General features: G+C 65.4%; 26 protein-coding genes and 1 tRNA gene. 9 read left to right on the forward strand and 18 right to left on the reverse strand.

What is annotated here, in order from left to right:
* Positions 1 to 8 precede the first annotated feature (8 nt).
* From IVA78_RS18595 to IVA78_RS18620, 6 genes are all read right to left on the reverse strand, one after another.
* Entirely contained in the window at positions 9 to 2,702 is a 2,694-nt protein-coding gene (locus tag IVA78_RS18595) for a DUF2339 domain-containing protein (protein WP_247280307.1), read from the reverse strand.
* A 47-nt stretch (positions 2,703 to 2,749) separates the two neighbouring features.
* Entirely contained in the window at positions 2,750 to 3,718 is a 969-nt protein-coding gene (locus IVA78_RS18600; protein ID WP_247280308.1) for an NAD regulator, read from the reverse strand.
* Positions 3,719 to 3,946: 228 nt separating this feature from the next.
* Positions 3,947 to 4,453: a protein tyrosine phosphatase gene (locus IVA78_RS18605; RefSeq protein ID WP_247280309.1), complete on the reverse strand. Its 507-nt coding sequence runs from the start codon at positions 4,451 to 4,453 to the stop codon at positions 3,947 to 3,949.
* A gap of 176 nt (positions 4,454 to 4,629) precedes the next feature.
* The gene (locus IVA78_RS18610) at positions 4,630 to 5,244 is read right to left on the reverse strand and encodes an HD family hydrolase (protein WP_247280310.1); all 615 of its coding nucleotides are present in this window, start codon (positions 5,242 to 5,244) and stop codon (positions 4,630 to 4,632) included.
* Positions 5,241 to 5,867: a DNA-3-methyladenine glycosylase I gene (locus IVA78_RS18615; protein ID WP_247280311.1), complete on the reverse strand. Its 627-nt coding sequence runs from the start codon at positions 5,865 to 5,867 to the stop codon at positions 5,241 to 5,243. Before IVA78_RS18615 ends, IVA78_RS18610 begins: the two co-directional genes overlap by 4 nt.
* Positions 5,864 to 6,745 (reverse strand): folate-binding protein, encoded by an 882-nt coding sequence (locus IVA78_RS18620; RefSeq protein ID WP_247280312.1) that lies wholly within the window; start codon positions 6,743 to 6,745, stop codon positions 5,864 to 5,866. Before IVA78_RS18620 ends, IVA78_RS18615 begins: the two co-directional genes overlap by 4 nt.
* A 101-nt stretch (positions 6,746 to 6,846) precedes the next feature.
* On the opposite strand from IVA78_RS18620, the gene IVA78_RS18625 reads away from it, so the two are divergent.
* From IVA78_RS18625 to IVA78_RS18645, 5 genes are all read left to right on the forward strand, one after another.
* Positions 6,847 to 8,181 carry a dihydroorotase gene (locus tag IVA78_RS18625; protein ID WP_247280313.1) on the forward strand — a complete coding sequence of 445 codons (1,335 nt, stop codon included), beginning with the start codon at positions 6,847 to 6,849 and terminating at the stop codon, positions 8,179 to 8,181.
* 170 nt (positions 8,182 to 8,351) lie between these two features.
* Complete coding sequence (locus IVA78_RS18630) at positions 8,352 to 9,221, forward strand: sulfurtransferase (protein ID WP_247280314.1); 870 nt, start codon at positions 8,352 to 8,354, stop codon at positions 9,219 to 9,221.
* A 107-nt stretch (positions 9,222 to 9,328) separates the two neighbouring features.
* Positions 9,329 to 10,021 (forward strand): RNA polymerase sigma factor, encoded by a 693-nt coding sequence (locus IVA78_RS18635; protein WP_247280315.1) that lies wholly within the window; start codon positions 9,329 to 9,331, stop codon positions 10,019 to 10,021.
* Between the two features lie 91 nt (positions 10,022 to 10,112).
* Positions 10,113 to 10,646: a DUF4142 domain-containing protein gene (locus IVA78_RS18640; protein WP_247280316.1), complete on the forward strand. Its 534-nt coding sequence runs from the start codon at positions 10,113 to 10,115 to the stop codon at positions 10,644 to 10,646.
* A 9-nt stretch (positions 10,647 to 10,655) separates the two neighbouring features.
* Entirely contained in the window at positions 10,656 to 10,976 is a 321-nt protein-coding gene (locus tag IVA78_RS18645) for a cupredoxin family copper-binding protein (protein ID WP_247280317.1), read from the forward strand.
* Positions 10,977 to 11,153: 177 nt separating this feature from the next.
* On the opposite strand, the gene IVA78_RS18650 is transcribed toward IVA78_RS18645, so the two are convergent.
* From IVA78_RS18650 to IVA78_RS18665, 4 genes are all read right to left on the reverse strand, one after another.
* A complete protein-coding gene (locus IVA78_RS18650; RefSeq protein ID WP_024341552.1) occupies positions 11,154 to 11,420 on the reverse strand; it encodes a hypothetical protein in 267 nt (88 codons plus the stop codon).
* Positions 11,421 to 11,599: 179 nt separating this feature from the next.
* Complete coding sequence (locus tag IVA78_RS18655) at positions 11,600 to 11,977, reverse strand: TIGR02301 family protein (protein WP_247280318.1); 378 nt, start codon at positions 11,975 to 11,977, stop codon at positions 11,600 to 11,602.
* Between the two features lie 46 nt (positions 11,978 to 12,023).
* Complete coding sequence (locus IVA78_RS18660; RefSeq protein WP_247280319.1) at positions 12,024 to 12,458, reverse strand: NUDIX hydrolase; 435 nt, start codon at positions 12,456 to 12,458, stop codon at positions 12,024 to 12,026.
* A gap of 3 nt (positions 12,459 to 12,461) precedes the next feature.
* Positions 12,462 to 12,962 carry a hypothetical protein gene (locus tag IVA78_RS18665; protein ID WP_247280320.1) on the reverse strand — a complete coding sequence of 167 codons (501 nt, stop codon included), beginning with the start codon at positions 12,960 to 12,962 and terminating at the stop codon, positions 12,462 to 12,464.
* Positions 12,963 to 13,025: 63 nt separating this feature from the next.
* Between IVA78_RS18665 and IVA78_RS18670 the strand changes: the two genes are divergently transcribed.
* A complete protein-coding gene (locus tag IVA78_RS18670) occupies positions 13,026 to 13,784 on the forward strand; it encodes an SOS response-associated peptidase (RefSeq protein ID WP_247280321.1) in 759 nt (252 codons plus the stop codon).
* Positions 13,785 to 13,909: 125 nt separating this feature from the next.
* On the opposite strand, the gene IVA78_RS18675 is transcribed toward IVA78_RS18670, so the two are convergent.
* The 6 genes from IVA78_RS18675 to IVA78_RS18700 all read right to left on the reverse strand — a co-directional run bounded on the left by IVA78_RS18675 (position 13,910) and on the right by IVA78_RS18700 (position 19,905).
* Complete coding sequence (locus tag IVA78_RS18675) at positions 13,910 to 15,100, reverse strand: CoA transferase (protein WP_247280322.1); 1,191 nt, start codon at positions 15,098 to 15,100, stop codon at positions 13,910 to 13,912.
* Positions 15,101 to 15,139: 39 nt separating this feature from the next.
* Positions 15,140 to 16,069: a glycine reductase gene (locus IVA78_RS18680; protein WP_247418068.1), complete on the reverse strand. Its 930-nt coding sequence runs from the start codon at positions 16,067 to 16,069 to the stop codon at positions 15,140 to 15,142.
* Between the two features lie 286 nt (positions 16,070 to 16,355).
* Entirely contained in the window at positions 16,356 to 16,937 is a 582-nt protein-coding gene (locus IVA78_RS18685) for an NUDIX domain-containing protein (RefSeq protein WP_247280324.1), read from the reverse strand.
* 9 nt (positions 16,938 to 16,946) lie between these two features.
* Positions 16,947 to 17,390, reverse strand: coding sequence for a GNAT family acetyltransferase (locus IVA78_RS18690; protein ID WP_247466901.1), 444 nt, complete (start codon positions 17,388 to 17,390; stop codon positions 16,947 to 16,949).
* Positions 17,387 to 18,814 (reverse strand): FAD-binding oxidoreductase, encoded by a 1,428-nt coding sequence (locus IVA78_RS18695; RefSeq protein WP_247280326.1) that lies wholly within the window; start codon positions 18,812 to 18,814, stop codon positions 17,387 to 17,389. Before IVA78_RS18695 ends, IVA78_RS18690 begins: the two co-directional genes overlap by 4 nt.
* 101 nt (positions 18,815 to 18,915) lie before the next feature.
* Positions 18,916 to 19,905: an L-threonylcarbamoyladenylate synthase gene (locus IVA78_RS18700; RefSeq protein WP_247280327.1), complete on the reverse strand. Its 990-nt coding sequence runs from the start codon at positions 19,903 to 19,905 to the stop codon at positions 18,916 to 18,918.
* Between the two features lie 68 nt (positions 19,906 to 19,973).
* Here IVA78_RS18700 and IVA78_RS18705 point away from each other — a divergent pair.
* Positions 19,974 to 20,050, forward strand: a tRNA-Pro gene (locus tag IVA78_RS18705).
* Positions 20,051 to 20,359: 309 nt separating this feature from the next.
* Positions 20,360 to 20,608, forward strand: a complete 249-nt coding sequence (locus IVA78_RS18710) for a hypothetical protein (protein WP_247280328.1) — start codon at positions 20,360 to 20,362, stop codon at positions 20,606 to 20,608.
* A gap of 3 nt (positions 20,609 to 20,611) precedes the next feature.
* Here the strand turns inward: IVA78_RS18710 and IVA78_RS18715 are convergent, their stop codons facing one another.
* Both IVA78_RS18715 and IVA78_RS18720 read right to left on the reverse strand, forming a co-directional pair.
* Complete coding sequence (locus IVA78_RS18715) at positions 20,612 to 20,938, reverse strand: hypothetical protein (RefSeq protein ID WP_247280329.1); 327 nt, start codon at positions 20,936 to 20,938, stop codon at positions 20,612 to 20,614.
* A gap of 121 nt (positions 20,939 to 21,059) precedes the next feature.
* Positions 21,060 to 21,284 carry a hypothetical protein gene (locus IVA78_RS18720; protein ID WP_247280330.1) on the reverse strand — a complete coding sequence of 75 codons (225 nt, stop codon included), beginning with the start codon at positions 21,282 to 21,284 and terminating at the stop codon, positions 21,060 to 21,062.
* Between the two features lie 1,278 nt (positions 21,285 to 22,562).
* Between IVA78_RS18720 and IVA78_RS18725 the strand changes: the two genes are divergently transcribed.
* Entirely contained in the window at positions 22,563 to 23,180 is a 618-nt protein-coding gene (locus tag IVA78_RS18725) for a TetR/AcrR family transcriptional regulator (RefSeq protein WP_346015485.1), read from the forward strand.
* The last annotated feature ends 42 nt before the right edge of the window (positions 23,181 to 23,222 follow it).

Raw genomic sequence — 23,222 nt, forward strand, 5'->3', positions numbered from 1 at the left:
ACTGATCCCTACGCGCTCGTCTGCGGAGCCGGCGGCGTTTGCCGCCGGAATAGGATGCGCTGGTAGAGCCAGCCGATCGCGACCAGCACGACGCCGAGGCACATGAACGACAGCGCGCGGTAGACGCCTGTCAGCGTCGACATATCGATGACGAAGGCCTTCAGGATCGTCAGCGCGATGACGGCGGCAGAGGCGAGCCGCGCCCGCTCCGAATTGACCAGGATGCCGACGCCGAGCAGCACCACGCCGAAGGCGAGCCAGCCGATCGAATAGGTGTATTGCTCCGCGCCCGTGGTGCCGCCATAGAGCAGGACCGGGCCGTGATAGAAGCGGCGGATCTCCAGCGTCACGTAGGTGAGCGCGAACACAAGTGCCCCGCCCGCAATCGTATTGGCATAGGCGGCGGGGCGATGGCCCGCCACCGCATAGGACAACAGCAGCATCAGCACCGCGGGGAGCGCATAGCCGAGCAGCAGCAGGTTGAACACGAGGCCGCCGACATTGACGCTGGAGAGCAGCAGCGGGTTCTCCAGGATCAGCAGGCCGAACACGCTGATGAGCCCGGCGATCGCGGTGAGCGCGACCGCGCCGACATTGTGCACGATGCTGTGGCTGCGCAGCCGCAGGCGCTCCAGCCCGATCGCCATCGCGAGCGTGACGCAGACTTGCAGCGAGAATTCCAGCAGCGAAGGCGGCGAGGTCATGCGGCCGCCGGTCGCAAGGTGCCGGATTTCCATGAAGGCGAGCAGCGCGGTGAACAGGACGGCCGCAGCCTCGACCATGCGCAGCGGCGCATCGTCGGCACGGCGGCGCAGGAACATGCTCGCGCCCCAGAACGACAGCGCCGGCAGGCCATAGCCCCACAACAGCCAGTTCAGAATCGGCGTGGTGCCGACGGCATCGCCGACGATGCAGGGATCATAGACGATGCGTGCCGTGACGATGCCGGCGAAGACGGCGGCGAGCCAGCGCAGGAACGGGATCGACCGCTGCATCGAGATCCAGGCAGTGCCGAGCGACATCAGCGCGAGCGCGATGGTGAGCCAGCCCTTCTCGAGCGCGAAGGTCAGCGCCAGCGCGAGCGCGCCGAGCGTACCGGTCGCGAACAGCGCCGTCGAGATCATGGCGCCCGGCCGGGTCTCGCGCCGCGTCAGCGATTCGGTCGCAGCACCAAAGGCGGCAGCGAGCAGCACGGCGAGGATCGCAAACGGGATCGAGCGGTCGAGATGGGCGATGCGGGCGAAGAGCGCAACCAGGATCGCGATCGGCGTCGCGACCGCACTTGCCGACCACACCACCGGGATGATCGCCGAATTGGACCGGCCCTGCGCGAGGAAGCCTGCGATGCCGAAGCCCGCGGCGAAGATCGCGGCCGTGACCAGATGCAGTGTCACCGAACTATCGGTGGGGACAGGACCGATGCCGGCCATGGGGCCGCCCGGCAGCACCAGCATGTCGGGATTGGCCCGCACCGCCCATTCCGCGAACACGATGAAGACGGTCGCCGCAGCCGCGCCCAGTGCACCCGTTGCCGCCGGCGCGCGCCAGGCGACAAACAGCGTCCCTGCGACCAGCAGGGTGAAGGCAATGAGCGCCAGATCGGCATGCGCGCTCGACAGCACGATGATCATTGCCGCGAACAGATAGGCGCCGAGCGAGCTCGACGACACTGGCTCGATCTCGCCGTCCTCGATGGTCGGGCCGAACATGAAACCGCAGACGACGAGAAGCGCAGCGAGCGTGAAGCCCGCAATGACGTGGAAGGCGTGCGGGGCCACCTGCAGCTCGAGCTCGAGCCCCATGAAGGTCCAGAGCACCGCGAAGACGATCGTAGTCACCGCGAGCCAGCGCCATAGCCGGATGCGGGCAAGGCCGAAGCTCGCTGCGGTGACGATGGCAAGATAGATGTAGAGCGCCCAATAGTCCGGCTTGCCGCTGGAGACGAGGACCGGCGTCACGAACGCGCCGACGACGCCGAGGCCGGCGAGCGCGGGCCCGTGGAGCAGCGCGGCGGCCAGCGTGCCGAGCGCGACGAGGCCGAGCAGCACGAAGGCGGTGGCGGGCACCAGGAAGCCGTAGAGCGCGTAGGCTGCATAGATGGTCGCGAACGCCACCGCCGTGCCGGCCGCGGTGAGGATCGCGGGGATGTTGGCGATCGGCAGCGCCGCGATGCTGGAGATGCTCTCCTTGCGCCGTGTCCATTCGCCGGCACCGAGCAGCGCCAGCGCGAACAGGCCGCCGAGGAACACGCGCACGCCGGGCCCGACGAGGCCGGCCTCGATCGAATAGCGCACCATGAAGAAGCCGCCGAGCGCGAGCGCAAGCCCGCCGATCCACACCACCCAGCGCGTGCCGAGTCGCTCCTCGAAGCCGGGTGCGGGTGCAGGCAGGGGTGGCGGTGCATCGGCCTCGGTGCTCGTTCCGAGCGGCGGCGGCGAAACGGGTTCGGCGAGGGCCGGGGGCGCCTGCTCGGCTTCCGGCGCAAGCGGCGGCGGCTCCGCGGCGGCCGTCGCGGTTGCGGGCGCCTGCTCCCAAGTCGGCGTAAGTGGCGGCGGCTTAACTTTCCGCTGCGCGTCAAACATCTCTTCGAGCGAGCTCAGCCGGCGGCGCAGCTCAGCCGCCTGACTGGAGGCCTTGATCGCGATCAGGAAGGCGGCGATCGCAAGGATCAACGCAAAGACGTCAAACGGGCCGTCGAACATGAAGCCTCCAGGCAACCGGCGGGCAGGGCCGATCGCAAATTCTTAATCTAGCGCCGGGAGCGTACGCGCAAGCCCGGCGCGGGCCGCTCCTGGAGTACTTCGCGGCGGAAGCGATAGAGTGCCGCCGGGCGTCCCCCGGTCTGTGTCGACATCGCCCCGGTCGGTTCGACCAGGGCTTCCATTTCGACGAGGCGGCGGAAATTCTGTTTGTGCAGGTGCCGGCCGGAGATGGCCTCCACCGTATGCTGCAATTCCGTAAGTGTGAATTCGGCGGGCAAAAGTTCAAAAACAACAGGACGATACTTCAGTTTTGCGCGTAGCCGCGCGATGGCTGTGGCGAGGATGCGCCGGTGATCGAACCGCATCGAGGTCCCAAGCGCGGGAAGCCTCTTGCGCGCTAATGCCGCAGGCCTGCCGTCGCGCCGCGCCTCCTCGATCATCCCGGCCTCGTACAGGAGCTCATAGCGATCGAGCACGCGCTCCTCGTCCCAGGGCGCACCGTCGAGACCGAAATAGAACCGCACGCGATCCTTTCGCGGCAGCGCCCGCGTCGTCTGCGGCGTCTCCTCCTCGGCCCATTTCGTCAGCGCCGGGATGATGTCGCGGGCGATGATCTCTGGCGGCTGCTCGCGCCAGTCTTCCCAGGGGAAGAAGCGATACCATGGCTCGAAGCTCGCGCCGGTCGCGGCGAGCTCGCCGCTGGCGGCGCGCGTCAGCGCGAGATAGCCGATCGACACCATATGCGGGCCGGTGTCGCCGGCACCGGCATGACGGCCGCGATCGCCGAAGGTGTAGAGCTGCTCGACATAGCCGAGCCGCAGGCCCGTCTGTTGCTCGACCCAGGCGCGCAGGCCGATCTCGAAGGTGCGATGGGCGAGCGCATCGAACGGCCCGAACGGCAGGCCGGCAAGCCCATCACCGCCGCGCGCGGTGAGGATCAGCGGCTCGTGGTCCTCGATCGCGACGATGGCCGCGGTCAGGCCAATCTCGATCGGCGTCAGGAGCGTCTCGCTCATGCGGCTGATGTCGCGGCTGTTGCGAAAAAGATATGTCGGCTCATTGAACAAATCTCGCCGCGAGCTCGCTGCACCTCTCCCGCTTGCGGGAGAGGTCGAGCCAAAGGCGCGGGTGAGGGCTCTCTCCAAGCCGGGAGAACCCCGATGCGGAAGCACCCTCTCCCCAACCCTCCCCCGCAAGCGGGAGAGGGGGCGCAGTCCCATAGCCGCTGCTATTCGACTCTCGCCTCATTCGAGCTCGATCACGAAGGGACGGCCCTCGACCATCATCGCGCCCGGGCCCATCTCGTCGAGCGCGCGCAGCATGCGGCCGTCGCGTCCCAATGCACGGTCGGCGAGGCCGACGATGCGCCGGTTCGGCGAGGCGATGGGCGAGGCTGCGCGGATCTTCCTGGCGATCTCGATCTCATCGCGGTTCGGATTGAGTGCGCATACCGCTGCAAACGCGCTCGCCGTGGAGCGGCTGATGCCGGCGTAGCAATGCACCACCAGCGGCGCGCTACGGTCCCAGCCGCGCACGAAGGTCAACACCTGCTCGATATGCGTCTCTGACGGTGCGACGAAGCCGTCCATCTCCTCGATGATGTCGTCCATCGACACCTTGAGATGATTGGCCGGCAGCACGGACACGGGCCGCGCCACCTGCTCGACATTGGCCATCACCGTCAGCACGTGGCTGGCGCCGGTGAGGCGGACGGTTTCGGGAAGCGCGGCGAGGGAACAGACGTGGATCATGGCGGACCTTTTTGGCGCCGATTATAGCGAGCGGCCGTAGGGTGGGCAAAGGCACATCGCGCCGTGCCCACCGTTTCGCGCTGCGTACATCTCGCCTTGCTGGTGGGCACGCTCCCGCCTTCGCTCTGCGGGCTACGGCGGACAAGTCGCTTTGCCTACCCTACGAAGGGATGGTGTTACGCAAACACCGCGTTGAACCGCTCCAAAAACTGCTTCTCGGCCCGTGCCGCAGTCCAGGGCGTGAGATAGTCGCGCTGGACGCCGTCGGGCAGGCCCGGATCGCGGCCGAACAGGCGCCTTGCCTCGTTTTCGCTGAAGCCGGCGAGCTCGGTTGCCTCCAGATAGGCCGCGCCGCGATCGGCGGCTTTGATGGCTTGCGTGATTTCCTCTGGCAGCACCGGCGGCAAGCCGAAGCGGATGTGGATGGCGCCGAGCAGGCGCTTTTCGACCGCCTTGTAATGGCCGTCGAGCACAGCCTTGAACGGCGAGATCATGTCGCCGATCACATATTCGGGCGCGTCATGCAGCAACGCGGCCAGCCGTATGCGTTGATCCACGCGCGGCATCTCGTGCCGCATCACCGTCTCCACCAGTAGCGTGTGCTGCGCGACCGAGAAGATATGGGCGCCAACGGTCTGCCCGTTCCAGCGCGCCACCCGCGCCAGTCCATGCGCGATGTCGGCGATCTCGACATCGAGCGGGGAGGGATCGAGCAGGTCGAGCCGCCGTCCCGACAGCATGCGCTGCCAGGCGCGGGACTGCGCATCGCGCGCGGTCTTCTTCGCCGTCATTTGACCTTGAGGCGCGGCTTGCGCTGCGTCTTGCCGCAGCTTGCATGACAATGGCAGTCGACCAGATGGTCGTTGACCATGCCGGTCGCCTGCATGAAGGCATAGACGATGGTCGGGCCGACGAACTTGAAGCCGCGCGCGGACAGCTCCTTGGAGATCTGCACCGACAGCGGCGTTGAGGCCGGTACGCTCGCGGTGGTCTTGAAATGGTTGACCTTGGGCTCTCCGTCCATGAAGTCCCAGAGGAGCTTCGAGAAGCCCGGCCCCTTCTCCATGATCTCGAGATAGGACTTTGCGCTCAGGATCGCTCCGTCGATCTTGGCCTTGTTGCGGACGATTCCGGCGTCGTTCATCAGCGCGTGCACCTTCTTGGGCGTGTAGCGCGCGATCTTCTCCGGCTGGAAATCATCGAAGGCTTTGCGGAAATTGTCGCGCTTGCGCAGGATCGTGATCCAGGAGAGGCCGGCCTGGAAGCCGTCGAGCATCAGCTTTTCGTAGAGTGCGCGGTCGTCATATTCCGGCACGCCCCATTCGGTGTCGTGATAGGCGACATAGAGTGGATCTTCGCCGGGCCAGGGGCAGCGTGTCAGGCCGTCGGGATGCAGGCGAGGGGCGCGGCTCATGCGATGGGTTGTTTCGTTGGAATGCGCACGATGTCGGGTTCGGCGAGTGTCAGCGCGAGGCCGCCCGCGGTGAGGGGCTGGCCCGCATCGAGCGCATCGGCGACTCGGTCGACGCGCACCAGCGCGATGCCTTTGCCGCCGGCGGTCGAGCCGATAGTGCCGACCGGCTTGTCGCCGGCGAGAATGGTGGCGCCAATCTCGGGCGAGGGGCCCTCGAGCAACACTTTTACGCTGCGGGTTCGCGCGGTGCCGCGATGCTGCATGCGCGAGACGACCTCCTGGCCGACGTAGCAGCCCTTGTCGAAATCAATGCCGGCAAGCCGGTCCATGTTGGTCTCGTGTGGGAACGCGTCGCTGTACATGAAGTCCAGCCCGCCGCGCGGCACGCCGAGCGCGATACGGTAGGCGTCGTATTCGCTGGCATCGACGAGCTCGGCGCCGATGAGATCGGACAGCTTCTGCTTGAGATCCTCGGGGATCAGGATGCGATAGCCGAGCTCGCTATGGCGCGGATCGGCGAAGCCGAGGTCGGGCTGAGCGGCAGGCTGGCCGTCCCACGCCGCGAGCACGCCCAGCGCATCGGAGAGGTTTTCCACCGTGACCTTGGCGCGCAGCTTGTAGAATTTCAGCTTGGTGGCGAGGCCTTCGGCCAGCGCTTTAGGGCAATCGATCAGGAACCCGCCGCCATGGCCGGCGGGCACCTCCGTGATCAGGAAATCGACGATGATCTTGCCCTGCGGCGTCAGCAGCGCACCGAATCGCCCCAGGCCCGGCTTGAGCCTGTCGACATCGGTGGTGACGAGGCCGTTGAGGAAGTTGCGCGCATCCTCGCCCGCGACCTTGACCACGCCCCGGTCGGGAAGAAACGCTGATTTCATACGAAAATCTCTTGCGACATGTTGCTGCGGAACGTAAGCCCGCAAGCCACAAACGACAAGACCTCGAGCCCTGCGCTTGGGGATGAGAGAGGCCCTTAGCCATGACCCAGCGTTTCGACGTGATCCTCAAAGGCGGCACCGTCGTCAACCAGGACGGCGAGGGCTTGCGCGACATCGGCATCACGGGCGGCCGCATCGCCGAGATCGGCGCGTTGTCGCAAGGCAGCGCCGCGGAGGTGATCGACTGCCAGGGCCTGCACATCCTGCCCGGCGTGATGGACACGCAGGTGCATTTCCGCGAGCCCGGGCTGACCCACAAGGAAGACCTTGAGACGGGTTCGCGCAGCGCCGTGATGGGCGGCGTCACCGCCGTGTTCGAGATGCCGAACACCTCTCCGTTGACGGTAACGGAAGCCGAATTCACCGACAAGGTGAAGCGGGCCCATCACCGCATGCATTGCGATTTCGCCTTCTTCATCGGCGGCACCCGCGAGAACGTACAGGACCTGCCGGTGCTTGAGCGCGCGCCCGGCTGCGCGGGCGTCAAGGTGTTCATCGGCTCCTCAACCGGCGCGCTGCTGGTGGAGGACGACGAGAGCCTCCGCGGCATCTTTCAGGTCATCCGTCGCCGCGCCGCGTTCCACGCCGAGGACGAGTATCGCCTCAACGACCGCAAGTCGTTGCGCATCGAGGGCGACGCGCGCTCGCATCCGATCTGGCGCGACGAGACCGCGGCGCTGATGGCGACGCAGCGCCTCGTCAAGCTCGCGCACGAGACCGGCAAGCGCATCCACGTGCTGCACATCTCGACCAAGGAAGAGATCGAGTTCCTGCGCGATCACAAGGACGTCGCCTCCTGCGAGGCGACGCCGCATCATCTCACGCTGGTCGCGCCGGAATGCTACGAGCGGCTCGGCACGCTGGCGCAGATGAATCCTCCGGTGCGCGGGGCAGATCACCGCGCGGGCATCTGGCGCGGCATCGAGCAGGGCATCATCGATGTGCTCGGCTCCGACCACGCCCCGCATACGCTGGAAGAGAAGCAGAAGGCTTATCCGGCATCGCCCTCCGGCATGACCGGCGTGCAGACGCTGGTGCCTATTATGCTCGATCACGTCAATGCCGGCCGGCTGTCGCTGGCGAGGTTCGTCGATCTCACCAGCGCCGGTCCCGCGCGGCTCTACAACATGGCCTGCAAGGGCCGCATCGCCGCCGGCTACGATGCCGATTTCACCATCGTCGACTTGAAGCGCAGCGAGACAATCACCAACGAGTGGGTGGCGTCCAAAGCCGGCTGGACCCCCTACGACGGGTTGCGCGTCACCGGCTGGCCCGTCGGCACCTTCATCCGCGGCCGCCGCGTGATGTGGCAAGGCGAGCTGGTGACGGCCTCGCAAGGCGAGCCGGTGCGGTTTCTGGAGACCTTGAGGGCGTAGAGAGCTCGGTCAAGCCTCTCCTTCCGCTGTCATGCCACGCGAAGGCGTGGCATCCAGTACTCCGCGGCGATACTTGGCTGATACGATTGCCGCCTCGGGAATACTGGATTGCCCGCCTTCGCGGCCAATGACAGAGTGCCCGGAAGCGCAAGTTCAATTGGGAGAGAGTAATGTCCCCGCGGACACCCCTCATCACCACCGAGCAACTCGCAGCCATCCTCGACAATCCCAAGCTTCGCCTCTACGACTGCACGACCTACAACGAGCCGGTGCCACCGGGCAGCGACCTGCCTTATCGCGCGGTGCCGGGCGACAAGACGTTTGCGGCCGGCCACATTCCGGGCGCCGATTTCCTCGATCTGCAAGGCGAGTTCTCCGACGCCTCCGCGCAACAGTTTTTCATGATGCCGGATCTGGCCCAGCTGGAGGCCGCCTTCGGCCGCCATGGACTCGACGCGAACAAAACCATCGTGCTCTACAGTATCGGCACGATGATGTGGTCGACGCGGTTCTGGTGGATGCTGCGCTCGCTCGGCGTCGATGCGCTTGTGCTCGACGGCGGTTTCGACAAATGGAAGGACGAGGGGCGGCCGGTCGTATCGGGCGCACCGAAGGGCTATCCGGCCACGACGTTCCAGGCTGCACCTCGCCCAGGCTACTTCGTCGACAAGAACATCGTGAAGGCGCGGATCGGCGATCCCGCGACGGTGATCGTCAACGCGCTCGGTCCGCAGTTTCACCGCGGTCTCGAGCCGAGCCGCTACGGCCGGCCAGGCCGCGTTCCCGGCAGCGTCAACGTTCCCGCCGCGACGCTCACCAATGCCGACAAAACGCTGACGACACTGGCCGATGCCGAGGCCAAATTCACCGCCCAAGGCGTTACGCGCGATAAGAATGTGATCCTGTATTGCGGCGGCGGCATCTCGGCGACGATCGACCTGTTCCTGCTGACCCAGCTCGGCTACGACAAGCTCACGCTCTATGACGCCTCGATGGGCGAATGGGCGAGGGATCCCGCCCTGCCGATCGAGACGGACTAAGGAAGGCGCTTCTTATCTTCTCGCCTCCAGTGGCGCCTAAGAAACTCGGGAACCTTTCCTCAGAGGCTGCATCCAATAGCCAGATCGAACGGAGATGGGTAACCGCAATGCAACCGACCGCAGCCGGCCTATCCGCCGGCGTCAGAACCGCGGAAGCAGAGCTGATCGACCGGGCGAGGGGTCGCGACGAGGCCGCCTTGCGCGAGATCATGCAGGCCAACAACCGCAGGCTCTACCGCCTCGCGCGCGGCATCCTGCGCAGCGACAGCGAGGCCGAGGATGTGGTGCAGGAGACGTATGTCCGTGCCTTCACCCACCTCGACGGTTTTCGGGGCGAGGCCGGGTTGTCGACCTGGCTGTCGCGCATCGCCATCAACGAGGCGCTCGGCCGGGTGCGCAGCCGAAAGCCCGATGTCGAGCTCGGCGCAATACCAGATGATGCCGCGCTGGATGCGCAGATCATCAAGTTTCCCGTTTCTCCCGCAGGCGATCCGGAAAGGACCATGGCCCAACGTGAAATCCAGCGCGTGGTCGAACGCGCAATTGACGAGTTGCCGGATGTCTTCCGCATGGTCTTCGTTGCCCGGGTCATGGAGGGGATGACCATCGAGGAGACCGCCGATTTGCTCGGCGTAAAGCCCGAAACCGTGAAGACGCGACTGCACCGCGCCCGCACCATGCTGCGCGAGAATGTCGAGAAGGAGATCGGGCCAGTGGTGATGAATGCGTTCCCGTTCGCGGGATGGCGATGTGAGCGCTTGACCGTATCAGTGCTGAAGCGGCTCGGCTTCAGCGGCTAAAGTTTTCGGGAACGTTTGCGCGAAATATCCATCCAATTCCTGTGAAGCAACGCGCCGGCCCAAACGTCCGGCACCACAGGAGTATCAAGCCATGTTCTTCCGACCGAGCGCGGCGATCGCCGCAGCCGTTCTGCTGTCCAGTCCTGCGCTGCTGCAAGGCGCGAGTGCAGCCGACAAGCCTACCGATCCGCAGATCGCCCATATTGCCTACACCGCGGGCGTGATCGACATCAACGCAGCGAAGCACGCGATGAAGAAGGCCAAGAACAAGGACGTCAAGGCGTTTGCTGAGGACATGGTGCGCGACCATGAGGCCGTCAACAAGCAGGCGCTCGCGCTGGTCAAGAAGCTGAACGTCACGCCTGAAGACAACGACACCAGCCGCGCGCTGTCCAAGCAGGCGAGCGACAAGCTGGCTGAGCTCGACAAGCTGAGCGGCGCCGCCTTCGACAAGGCCTATGTCCAGAACGAGGTCGCCTACCACAAGGCGGTCAACGGCGCGCTGGAGACCCAGCTCATTCCGTCCGCGAGCAATAACGAGCTGAAGAGCCTGTTGCAGACCGGCCTGAAGATCTTCCAGGGTCATCAACAGCACGCCGAGCACGTCGCGGCCGAGCTAAAATAGGAGAGTGCGATGAAGCCGGGACGCCTCGCTTCGATCGCGCTTGCGGTCATGTTCCTGTCCATGGTCGTCCCGGCGCGTGCGGCGACCATTCAAATCACGATGGATAATCTCGTGATCTCACCGGCCGAAATGTCGGCCAAAGTCGGTGACATCGTTGAGTGGATCAACAAGGACATCTTCGCACACACAGCCACCGCGACCAACGGCGATTTCGACGTCGCTCTGCCGCCGAAGAAGTCCGCGACGTTCGTGGTGAAGAAAGCGGGAACGGTCGATTACTATTGTCGCTATCATCCCAATATGAAGGCGACTCTGAAAGTCGAGCCCTGACGCCAGGAGCGCATTCCCGATCGCATCGGGAATGTCTCACGGTCATCGTCAGACTAAGCTCGTCCGCGCTCAATCGCTTCTGTGCGATAAATCCGCAGCAGACTTCGCGAGCACGTCGCAAAGTCATTCATCCGTCAACTGGCCCCGTCCGTGGCGGGGCCATTTTTGGAACAGGAGTTATTGTCTGGAGATTCCGACCGAGAACTCGCCGTTGCGAATGCGGCCAGGAAAGCCCTCGACGAACTTCGCCACCGCGTCCTCGCCATAGGTGCCGACGAGCTCGGCAAACGCCGCGAACAGGCTCGCCTGCGCCAGGCAATCGCCGTCGACGCCGTCATGGCGCGCCTCGGCCCAGGCCTCGTTGAGATAGCTCAGCGCAGCCTGCTTCTGCTCGTGATCGGGCAGCGGCGCGCGGGCGGGGGCGTAGGAAATCGGCTGGCTCATGAAACTCGGTCAGGGCTGGGGCGCGATCCACGGCGATGCGCTGTGCGAGAGGTGTAGCACGGGCGTTAACGACCGCTAGGCCACATCTTTAAGAACGGTTAACGCCTGTGAACAAAGTCGATGACAGAGTTCCATCCGGGTCATTTCCGGCCGCGCGCAGTGCGAACCGGACGGAGAGCTCAGTTCGCGTAACGCGCCGTGAGATCGCGCGAGATCTTCGAGCCTTCCTCGATATAGCGGCGGATCGCCACCGTCGCCGCGGGCGTGCAGCTCCGGTAGGTCTGCTGAAAGCCGTTATAGCCGCGGTTGAAGGCGGCGATCATGCGGGTGCGGCGCTCGCCGGAGGGGGTTTCGGCATCGATCAGCGCCTGCATCTCGCTGCGCCATTTGTTGCCCTCGTTGGACCCGCAGATGCCGCGCAGATAATGCAGCCCGCCGAGGATCTCCGCCAGCCGCTGCAAATCGCCGTCAAACGGCGCCGCCACGTCCTGAGCCCGGCCGGGCGCAGAGGCGCAAGCGAGAATCAGGGCGAAAATGGCCAGAAGTCGCATGGACATTGGCGGGGTGTATGCCTCCTCGGGGCGTTGCACGCAAGGCGGGGCGTCAGTCTCCGATCAGGCGTGCGGCGGACTGGATGACCTCCTCCAGTCCCCCGGTCAGCTTGAGCTCGCCGAGGCCGGCGATGGCATCCGGGGCGATCCAGCGGTAGTCGTCGAGCTCGTCGTTCAGAGCCGGTTCCTTGGCCACCCAGCGGGCGGCAAAGGACATGATCAGGTAATGACCGGCTCCGGCTGCCGCCGGCAGCACCTCGCGCCAGCCGGCGAGGCCAATGATGTCGATGGCAAGCCCGGTCTCCTCGTCGACTTCGCGCAGCAGGGCCTGGTGCAGCGATTCGCCGAACTCGACCCGACCCCCGGGCAGCGAATAGAACCCCTTTGCGGGCGAACGGGCGCGGCGGGTCAGAAGCACCTTGCCGTCGCGAAAAATCGCGGCACTGACCGCGATCTGGGGATGGGACAGCTGGACCGCGGAAGCCACGGTTCAGTTCGCCATGATGTTGTCGATGTCGGCTTCCGCGCCGCCATTGATGATGCCGCCGCAGGCCGCGATCAGCGGCTTGACCCATGCCGTGGCCTGCTCGGCGAGCCGAACGCGCGTCGTGTCCTTGTCGACCTCGCGCATGGCCGAGCCGACCGCGGTCAGGATCGAGGTCATGGTGTCCGTGATGTGGTCGAACTGGGCCCGCACCTTGGGATCCGCCTTCTCATAAGCCTCGATGGCGAGGTCGCGCGCCTTAAAATTCGACGCCGTGAAATGCTCGGCATAGGACAGCGGCGTCCAGGTCAGAAAATCTTCCGCGCATTCCGGCATGTCAGGGACCATTTCCAGCAGCATCACGGCTTCATTGAAATGGTTGAGATAGTCGGTGGCAAGCCCCGTCCGCGGGTTGATGTTGGCGACGCGCAGCCGCTCGGCCCAGGCGGCGGCCTCGGGGCCCGTCTGTACATGCGTCCGCGCGGGCTGGGAGGCCGTTGAGCTCATTCGCCGCAGTGTTAACGTTCGGGGTTAAAAGGACCTGAACGGACCCTATATAGACCCCCTGGGATGTGTGGACGCTTTGTCATAACTTCGGCCCCCGCGGCTTTGCGGCAATTGTTCGGCTATGTCGAGCAGCCGAATTTTCCGCCCCGGTACAACGTGGCTCCGACGCAGCCGATTCCGGTCGTATGGATCGAGAACGGCGCGCGCCATTTCCGCCTGATGCGTTGGGGGTTTTTGCCGGGCTGGGTCAAGGATCCTCGCGGGTTTACGCTCCTGATCAACGCCCGCTGCGAGACGGTGCTGGAGAAGCCCGCCTTCAGACACGCGATTCGCCGCCGGCGCGGCCTGATCCCGGCGGACGGCTATTTCGAGTGGAAGGTGGAGGGCGGCCGCAAGCAGCCCTTCTTCATCCATCGCGCCGATGGCGCGCCGCTCGGCTTTGCCGCTTTGTTCGAGACCTGGATCGGGCCGAATGGCGAGGAGCTCGACACGGTCGCCATCGTCACGGCAGCGGCCGGCGAAGATCTCGCGGGGCTGCATGACCGCGTGCCCGTCACCATCAGCCCGCGCGATTTCGAGCGCTGGCTCGATTGCCGCAGCGACGAGATCGATGCGATCCTGCCGCTGATGACCGCTCCGCGCATTGGCGAATTCGCCTGGCACCCGGTCTCCACCCGCGTCAACCGCGTCGCCAATGACGACGAGCAGTTGCTGTTGCCGATCAGCGCCGAGGAGATGGAGGCGGACGTCGTGAAGCCGAAGAAGGGAGTGCGGAAGGCGGCGGTTGGGTCGGTGGATGACGGGCAGGGGTCGTTATTCTGATCGCCGATGCCGTAGGGTGGGCGAAGCGAAGCATGCCCACCATCGTGCGCCAAGAAATCGACAGGTGGTGGGCACGGCGCGTTGCGCCTTTGCCCACTCCCTACGGCAGCGGCATATGTCGCGGCTTACACAATCTCCTTCGCCCTCAGCTCCGCGATCTCCGCCGCATCGAACCCCAGCTCGCCCAGCACAGCGTCCGTATCCGCCCCAAGCTCCGGCGCCATGCGGTCCAGCTTGCCGCCGCCATGGGCGAGCTTGAATCCGCTGCCGGCAAAGCGCAGGCGGCCATAAGGCGTGTCCAGCTCCTGGATCGCGCCGCGCGCCTTGATTTGCGGGTGGTCGATCACCTCCTCGACCTTCCAGATGCTGGCGCAGGGTGCGCCGGCATCTTCCAGGATAGTCTCCCATTCGCGCGCCGGCCGTGCCGCCAGCGCGGCCTCGATGATGGCGCGAAGCGCGCCCTCGTTCTCGTTGCGGGAGAACCAGTCGGCGAAGCGCGGATCGCTCATCGTGTCCTCGCGGCCGAGCGCAACCATGAGCGCGCGGTACTGCTTCTCGTTGTTGACGGCGAGCAGGATGTGACCATCGCCGCATTTGAACAGGTTGGCCGTGGTCCTGCGGCTCACCGCCTGGTTGCCCGAGAGCGTTTGACGATGGCTGGCAACGGACCAATCCGCGATCTGGCCCGAGAGGAACGCCAGCGTCGCCTCCAGCATGGAGACGTCGATGAGCTGGCCCTTGCCGGTGCGGTCGCGCTGATACAGTGCGCTCGACACGCCGAACGCCGCGGTCGCGCCCGACAGCACGTCGCATACCGCAAAGCCCGCGCGCGTCGGTCCGGTCTCGGGATGGCCGGTGATCGCCATGATGCCGGACAGCGCCTGCATCTTGCCGTCATAGCCGGGCCGTAGGCGGTCCGGCCCGGTCTGGCCGAAGCCTGACACCGCGCAATAGATCAGCTTCGGATTGATGGCGGATAGAGCCTCGTAGCCGATGCCGAGCTTGTCCATCACGCCGGGACGGAAATTTTCCATGACGACGTCGACCTGGCTCGCGAGCTTCTTCACGATCGCGCTCGCCTCGGGCTTTTGCAGGTCCAGCGTCAGGCTGCGTTTGTTGCCGTTGATGGCCTGGAACGCCGGCGCCAGCCCGCGCTCGGCCCATTCGCGGCTGAGCGGCGTGCGGCGCATGTCCTCGCCCTCGCGCCGCTCGACCTTGATGACGTCGGCGCCAAGTAGCGCGAGCTGATAGCTCGCATAGGGGCCGGCCAGCACTTGCGTGAAGTCCAGGATCTTCACGCCCTCGAACGGTCGCATTACGTCGCTCTCCCTTTTGTCTTCGTTTATTGGAGGATGTCAGGCGGCGCGGTTGCCGCGCGCGATCTCCTTCTGCTTGTCGAATTCGGCGCGGCGGCGCGCCAGCTCTTCCGGCGAAAGCTGCGCCACGTTGTTGTAGTCGAGCTTCCAGGAGGCATCCTCGCTCCAGCGCAGCGGCGATTGCATCGTCGTCTGCGGGCCGCTGGCGGTCTCCAGCAGCCGCAGCGCCAGCTCCAGCGTCTGCGCCTGCGAGGCGATGTCATGCGGCTTGCCGGCGGAATTGCCGAGCGGGAAATCCGAGAAGAGGAAGCGCGGCACGGCGGCGTGCTCGACGATGTCCTTGGCGCAGCCCATGATCACGGTGGCAATGCCGTTCCGCTCCAGGTGCCGCGCCACCAGCGCGGTGGTCTGGTGGCAGACCGGGCAGTTCGGCACCAGCAGCGCGACGTCAACCGCGTCCGCGAGGCAGCGCGCCAGGATCTCCGGCGCGTCGGTCTCGAGCGTGACGCGATGGCTGCGGTTGGTCGGCGCGCCGAAGAAGCGCGGGGCGACCTCGCCGATGCGGCCAGCGGCGCTGGCCTTCAGCAGCTGCGGCAGCGGAAACCAGGTGCCGCTGTCGGTCGCGCTGGTGTGCTTGCGGTCGTAGCCGATGTGCGAGATGCGCAGATCGTGCTGCTTCGACGTATCGCCGTCATAGACCTGGTAAAACTTCGCGCCGCCATTATACGCCGCGCCCGGCCCCTGGTCGCCCTTGCTCGGGTCGAACGGTGCGGCCGTGGTGATGATCGTCACGCGCGACTGCGCCAATGGTTTCTTCAGCGGCTGGAACGGTGCCTCCGTGTAATGCGCCCAGCGATACGGCGTGGTGTAGCCGATCGCCGCGTAATAGTCGCGCGTGCGCTGCATGTAGGGGACGGGAGAATCGTAGTCGGGCGCAAAGCCGAATTCGTCGTCGCGCGGAGCGGACATGGGCGCATCTCCTGGTTCTTGGTTAGGGGCCAGACTAGAGATAGATTTGGGGGCGCTCAACGGGGGCGAGCAGGACGCGGGACAGAATTGCAGGCTCGATAGAGCGAGCCGCGCTCTTCCCTCTCCCCTTGTGGGAGAGGGTGGCTCGCCGCGTCGCGGCGAGACGGATGAGGGGTATCTCTCCGCGAGTCCAACTCCCTCAGGAGTTCGGGGAAGCATACCCCTCATCCGGCGCTTCGCGCCACCTTCTCGCACAAGGGGAGAAGGGAAGAAGCCGGCCGCAAGCTCACCTGAACACGTGCAACGCCACATATTGCAGCAGCATGATCGCCTTGGCGTCGATGATGCGGCCGTCGGCGATCATCGCCAGCGCTTCGTCGATGGCAAGCTCCAGCACCTCGATGTCCTCGCCCTCGTGCGCGAGGCCGCCACCGTCGCTGACCCGCATCTCCGGCTCGTATTCGGCGACGAAGAAATGGAGCTTCTCGGTGATGGCGCCCGGGCTCATGAAGGCCTCGAACACCTTGTGGACATCGTGCAGGCGATAGCCGGTTTCCTCCTCGGCCTCGGCGCGAATGCGCACCTCGGGGGCGGCGTCATCCAGCACGCCGGCGGCGGCTTCGATCAGCAGATCGTCGTAGCCGCGAATGAACGCCGGCAGGCGGAACTGGCGCACCAGGATCACGGTGCGCCGCGCCCGATTATACGGCAGCACGGCCGCGGCGTTGTCGCGCTCATAGGTCTCCCGGTGCTGCGTCTGCCACTCGCCATTGGCGCGCCGGTACTCGAACGTGGTGTTCTTCAGCGGCGTCCAGTTGTCCGAGAGCACGCGGACGTCCTTGATGCGGACACGGTCGGAAATGGTCATGGCTCGGTCTTAGTTGCTTGGAGTCGTCTCGCGGCCGTCGAGCCACTTCTGGAACATCACCGAGGTGGATTCCGTAAAGCCCAGTGACTGGTAGAACGCATTGGCCTGCGCGTTCTCGCGCCGGACCAGGAGCTGGAGCTTGAGAATTCCGGCCGCGCGCAGCCAGTCCTCGGCCGCTGCCATGATGATGCGGCCGTAACCGCGCTTGCGGCAATCAGGATCGACCGCGACGTAATAGACCCAGCCGCGATGACCGTCACGGCCGACCATGATTGTGGCGACGATCGCGCCGCCCTCGCGGCCGACCAGCACCGTGGAATTGTCACGGCGGCGCGCCAGTGCGATGTCGGCACGCGGGTCGTTCCACGGCCGGGTCAGGCCGCAGCGCTGCCACAGCGCCACGACGGGCTCGACATCGGCGTCCTCGATGGCGTCGATCGCAAGAGCGCTCACAGCACCTTCCCCGGATTCATGATTCCCAGCGGATCGAGCATCGCCTTGATCGAGCGCATCAGCTCGATCGCGGTCTTGTCCTTCACCTCGGGCAGTTCGTCGCGCTTGAGCACGCCGATGCCGTGCTCCGCCGAGATCGAGCCGCCCATGCGCAGCACGATCTCGAACACCACCGCGTTCATCTCGTGCCAGCGGGCCAGAAAGTCTGCCGTGTTGGCGCCGACCGGCTGGCTCACGTTGTAGTGCAGATTGCCGTCGCCGAGGTGACCGAACGGCACCGGCCGCGCGCCGGGGATCAGCTTCACCACCGCGGCATCGGCCTCGGCGATGAAGGCGGGCACGGCCGCGACGGGGACGGAGATGTCGTGCTTGATCGAGCCGCCTTCCGGCTTCTGCGCCGCCGACATCTCATCGCGCAGCTTCCAGAAGCCGGCACGCTGGGTGAGATTGGCCGCGATCACGGCGTTGTCGACGATCTCCTCTTCCATGGCGCGGGTCAGGATCGTCTCCAGCGGCGTGCGGGCATCCTCGCCCGGCGAAGACAATTCCATCAGCACGTACCAGGGATGCTTTTCTGCGAGCGGATCGCGCACGTCGACGCCGTGGCGGATGGAGAAGTCGACCGCCATCTGCGACAGCAGCTCGAAGCTGGTCAGCGCATTCGCGGCCTCGCCTTGCGCGATCGTCAGCAGTTTGAGCGCCGCGGCCGGCGACTTCAGCCCGACGAAGGCGGTCTCGACCGCCCGCGGCTTCGGAAACAATTTTAAAGTCGCCGCCGTGACGATGCCGAGCGTGCCTTCCGCGCCGATGAAGAGGTTGTGCAGATTGTAGCCGGTGTTGTCCTTCTTCAGCTTCGACAGCACGTTCAGCACGCGCCCGTCGGCCAGCACCACTTCGAGCCCCAGCGCCATCTCGCGCGCGACGCCATAGGCGAGCGCGGCGGTGCCGCCGGCATTGGTCGAGAGATTGCCGCCGATGGTGCAGCTGCCTTCGGCACCTAACGAGAGCGGAAACAGCCGGTCGACCTCCGCCGCCTTCTGCTGCGCGATTTGCAGCACGACGCCGGCCTCGCAGGTCATGATGTTGGAGGCGGTGTCGACCTCGCGGATCTTGTCGAGCCGCCGCAGCGACACCACCACTTCGCCATTGTGCGGCGTCTGCCCGCCGACGAGGCCGGTATTGCCGCCCTGCGGCACCAGCGCGATCCTGTGCGCGGAGGCGAGCTTGCAGATCTCCGAGACTTCCGCCGTCGAGCCCGGACGCAGCACCAGCGGCGAGCGGCCGTGAAACAAATTGCGTTCCTCGGTGACGTAAGCCTCGATGTCGGCGGCATCGGTGATCGCGTGGCGCTCGCCGACGATCTTGCGGAATTGTTCGATCAACTCGGGCGCAAGCGGCGGGGTGGCGGATGTGTTGATGTTCATGTGGTCGTCCTTCATTCCGCTACTTATACCTTGCGCATGATCTGATCGGAAAACCGCCGCACACTTTTCGCTAACGCGTCCCTTAGAGTCCGGATCATGCGCTATCGGGCAACCGCCGCCCGGCGCAGCCGGTCGTTGATCGCTTCGCCAAGTCCCTCTTCGGGAATCGTCATCACCGCGATCGCCCGCGGCCCCTTCGCATCGAGGCTGCGAAGATAGCCGAACAGATTGGCAGCGGCTTCATCGAGATCGCCGGCGGGCGACAAGTTCATGATAGCGGCGGCGGCTTCAACGCCGGGCAGGCGCCCCGGGCCGAATGCCAGCAGCGCTTCGCCCGGTGCGACCTCGTACGCATTGAGCCGTACATGGGCGCGCGGCGCGTAATGCGAAGCCAGCATGCCTGGCGCCAGCGGCTGGCTGTCCCCGCTCTCGGTCTCCGCGGGTGGCCGCGCCAAGGGTGCGCCGAGCACGGCCTCGATACGCTCGCGCGACAGCCCGCCGGGGCGGAGCAGCATCAAGCTCTCGAAGCAGCCGACAATCGTCGACTCGACGCCGACCTCGACTGGCCCGCCGTCGACGATCAGGTCGATCCGCCCTGCAAGGTCGCTTTTGACATGGTCGGCCAGCGTCGGCGAGACATGGCCCGAGATGTTTGCGGACGGCGCCACCACCGCCCCGCCAAAGGCGTGCAGGATCGCCTGCGCCACCGGATGGGCGGGGATGCGAATCGCGACCGTATCGAGGCCGGCGGTGGCGAGCTCTGCCACCGGGCAGTTATCCGTCTTCGGCACCACCAGGGTCAGCGGCCCCGGCCAGAACGCCTCCGCAAGCTTGAGGGCGCGCGCATCGAGCCGGCCGATCCGCTTTGCGGCGGCAACGTCGGCGACATGGGCGATCAGCGGATTGAACGCAGGCCGCCCCTTGGCGGCGTAGAGATGGGCGATCGCAGCGGCATTGGCGGCATCCGCCCCGAGCCCATAGACCGTCTCGGTCGGAAACGCGACCAGCCCGCCGGCCGCGAGCGCCCGGGCCGCGGCCGCGGCGGCAGCCTCTCCGGCCGGCAAAATCAGCGTTTCAAGACGCGTTTTCACAGGGATAAAATTCCTCAACTCGGCCGCTTGCGGTGCGCCAAACCCAACGCTATAAGCCGCCTTCTTGTCGGAGTGTGGCTCAGCCCGGTAGAGCACTGCGTTCGGGACGCAGGGGTCGCAGGTTCGAATCCTGCCACTCCGACCATTCTTCCAAAAGTCGACGTATTCCTAAAGGCTTGACAGACCGGCCGCCGGCGCCTCGGGAGCGCCTTTTTGCAACGATTTTCGCGGCGGGTCCACGATGGATTTGGCCTAGCAGGGACGTCTGTCGGGGCGGCATGGCTCGCGCCGACCAACGCGCCTTACGGTCATGGCGGTTGCGGTCGACCCTGGGCAGGCCACGAAGTTGTGCAGGTCGGCGCATCTGACTGGCCCGCAGCCCTGGCACTCTGTTTGCTCAGTCAGGACCATCGGCAGTCCCCAGCGGAGGGACTGTTTCAGGGTGAGGCAAACAATGAAAGAAGTGTCCCGTTTTGGCTCCACTGGAGAGCTTCGGCTCAGCGCGCTGATTGCGGATTTGTGGTGGCGCGTTCAGCTCATGAATTCCGACATCCTCGAAGAAGAGGCCAAGGCCGGAGTGTTTGACGTGAAGGACCCGTCCTATCCGCTGCTCGCGACAAACCTTCGCGCGCGACGTGAGAATCTCGTGTCGACGATCAATGCGCTCGAGCAACGCGCGAAATCGGTCCGCGCCGCCGCGTGAGCTTCACCGCCGCGCCACAAGCATGCCGACCAAGAACGCCACCATCAGCGATGGCAGCGGCGCCTCGCGCACCATGCCGCGGACGATGTCCTGCCAGTGCTGCTCCGGGACGAGTCTTGGAGACCTGACGTCGGCGAGCGGCGCCATGCCCAATTCCGAGGCGAGGTCGGTGATCTCGCGCCTGGCAAGGCGCGAGCCGTCGCGGATGCGGAAGATGGCAGCGTCGGATCGCTCGCGCGGCGCCAGCGCCATCAGCGTCGCGATCGCGGTGCGCAACGTCATCTCGCCATAGCCTTGCAGCCTCACCGACTCCTCGGGGTCGGACGTCATGCGAAATCCCTCACGGTGCGAGGCGCGCGATGCCCGTCATGGTCTTGCTCCATGCTCAGCATGGAAATGGTGGTGCGCGAGGTTGGTTCCTTGTTCGGCGAGCGAATCGCGATAGGCCTGATTACTTGCGCAGCAGCTCGCTCAGCGCGGCCGTCGCCTCGGCGCAGCGGATGTCGTCGATTTCGCGCGACAGGCTGAGCGCGCTCGATCTCAGTTCTTCGATCTTCCAGCCCTCGGGATGCTGGCCTTCGAGCTGGCCAAGCCGCTTGTTCAGGTCATCCAGTCTCGATTGGAGTTGCCCGATGCTGGCGGCCCCATTCACTTTCCAAACGCGCTGTGCACGCATCGTAGTTCCCCTGCTAGTCTCACGGCGTTGTGAGAGCGGTTCGTGGCCGTAATGGGAGTTTCTTTTGGCCGGCTTCAGACCGTGGGGAACCGTTGCAAATTCGCAACGATCGCAGCTGGCAAGGGTCGCCCGCACTCACTTGCAGCGTAGCTCCTCATAGCCCGATGGAACGCAGCGTAACCCGGGGTCTGCTTGCGCGCACACTCCCGGTTTGCGCTTCCGCTCCAGCCGCGCCTGTGTCGCCCGTCTGTCAATTCCCTCGCGCAAAAATATTCCACTTTACCGAAATTCGGAAATAACGTATGTATCGCCCATCCCGGCTCATCCGAGAGGGGCGATCATGTGTCGTGATGATCGCGGAGCCGGGCTTGCGGTGGACGCGGCAGCGTCGGGCGCGAAAGGCCAAGGGCAGGGCGGATTGCTCTCCGTGAACCCTTAAGCTTCGCGCAGGACGGACGGCGCTGTCAGGTTCGTCGCGCCAGCATGTCGATGGCAAGGTGCACAACGCCGTCGAACCCTGTGGCGCAGGCGAGCCGCGCGTACGGCAAAACCGTGTGGTCCTGGCCGTCGTTGCTACGGTCAAGCTCTTGCGGATGCGGCATTGGCGTCAACCGGCGCGGTGTCCGTGACTTCTACGAGGGCGAGGGAGGCCAGAACGAACTCGGCTCCCAGGAGAGCGCGGCATAAGCCGTCAAACCACTGCGCAGGGAAGGCCGTGTGTTGGGCTTCACCTGTATGCCGCTGTGCAGTTTTCTGCGTGTGCCTTTCGCACAGCGGACCGTGGGTGCCAGCCGGCACCCGGCCTTCCCTGCGCCCTCCCGGCTTTGAGGGTGGAGCGACGAAGCAAAGCTCGGGCGAAACGCGCCGCGAGAATGCGAAGGCGTGTCTGCGAGTAAACTGCGAGTTTGAAAACGACGTCGGTTCACCTTGCTCCGTCATTGCGAGCGCAGCGAAGCAATCCAGAGTCTTTCCGCGGCGGGATTCTGGATTGCTTCGCTGCGCTCGCAATGACGTGTGGAGAGATCATGCCTCACTCTCCTCTCGTGCCCCGGACGCAGCGCAGCGCCCTTTAGCGATGCGCTGCAGAGCCGGGGCCCATCTTTCCGCATTTTGCCGTGTCGCTTTCTGGGTGCCTGCTCTGCGCCGCAACGCTTGCGCGTTGCAGCTTGTCCGGGACGCGATCTCCTAAGTTTCCGCTATCCATCAGCCAACCTTTATCCATTCCCATTCACAACCAAGTGTCTTTATTCGGAAACAATCATTCCCTATTATCCCGCAATGCAAAAGGCTGCCCGCCGATCTCAGCCCACCCGTCCGCCCGGCCGTCCCCGGGAGTTCGACATGAATACCGCGCTCGACAGGGCCGTGCGCGTGTTTCGCGAGCGCGGTTATCATGCGACCTCGATCGGCGATCTCACCGCGGCGATGCGGCTGGCTACGGGGAGCGTCTACAAGGCGTTTCGCGACAAGCATGCCGTGTTTCTCGCCGCCTTCGAACGCTACACCACGCTGCGCCAGGAGCAGACGCGCAGCGCAGCGGCGTGCGGTGCAAACGGCCGCGAGCAAATCCGCAACGTGCTCTTGTCCTATGTCGAGCATTCCCAGGGCACCGAGGGGCAGCGCGGCTGCCTGGTCGTCGGCAGCGCGGTCGAACTGTCCGCGCTCGATCCCGTGGTCAGCGCCCGCGTCAATGCGCAGCTCAAAACGAACGAAAGCTTCATCGCCGGCCTCATTCGCCAGGGGCAGGCCGATGGGTCGATTCCCCGTCACGTCGATGCCAACGACACCGCGCGGCTGATGATCTGCATCACGCAAGGCATGCGCGTCGCCGGCAAGGCACGCCTGCCGCTCGACGGGACGCGCCTCGTCGCCGTCGCGATGAAACTGCTCGCCTGAATTTTTTGTCATAATAGGGAATAGTCATTCCCTATTCCTGGA

The organism is Bradyrhizobium sp. 137, assembly GCF_023074095.1.
In the GTDB taxonomy this organism is placed as follows: domain Bacteria; phylum Pseudomonadota; class Alphaproteobacteria; order Rhizobiales; family Xanthobacteraceae; genus Bradyrhizobium.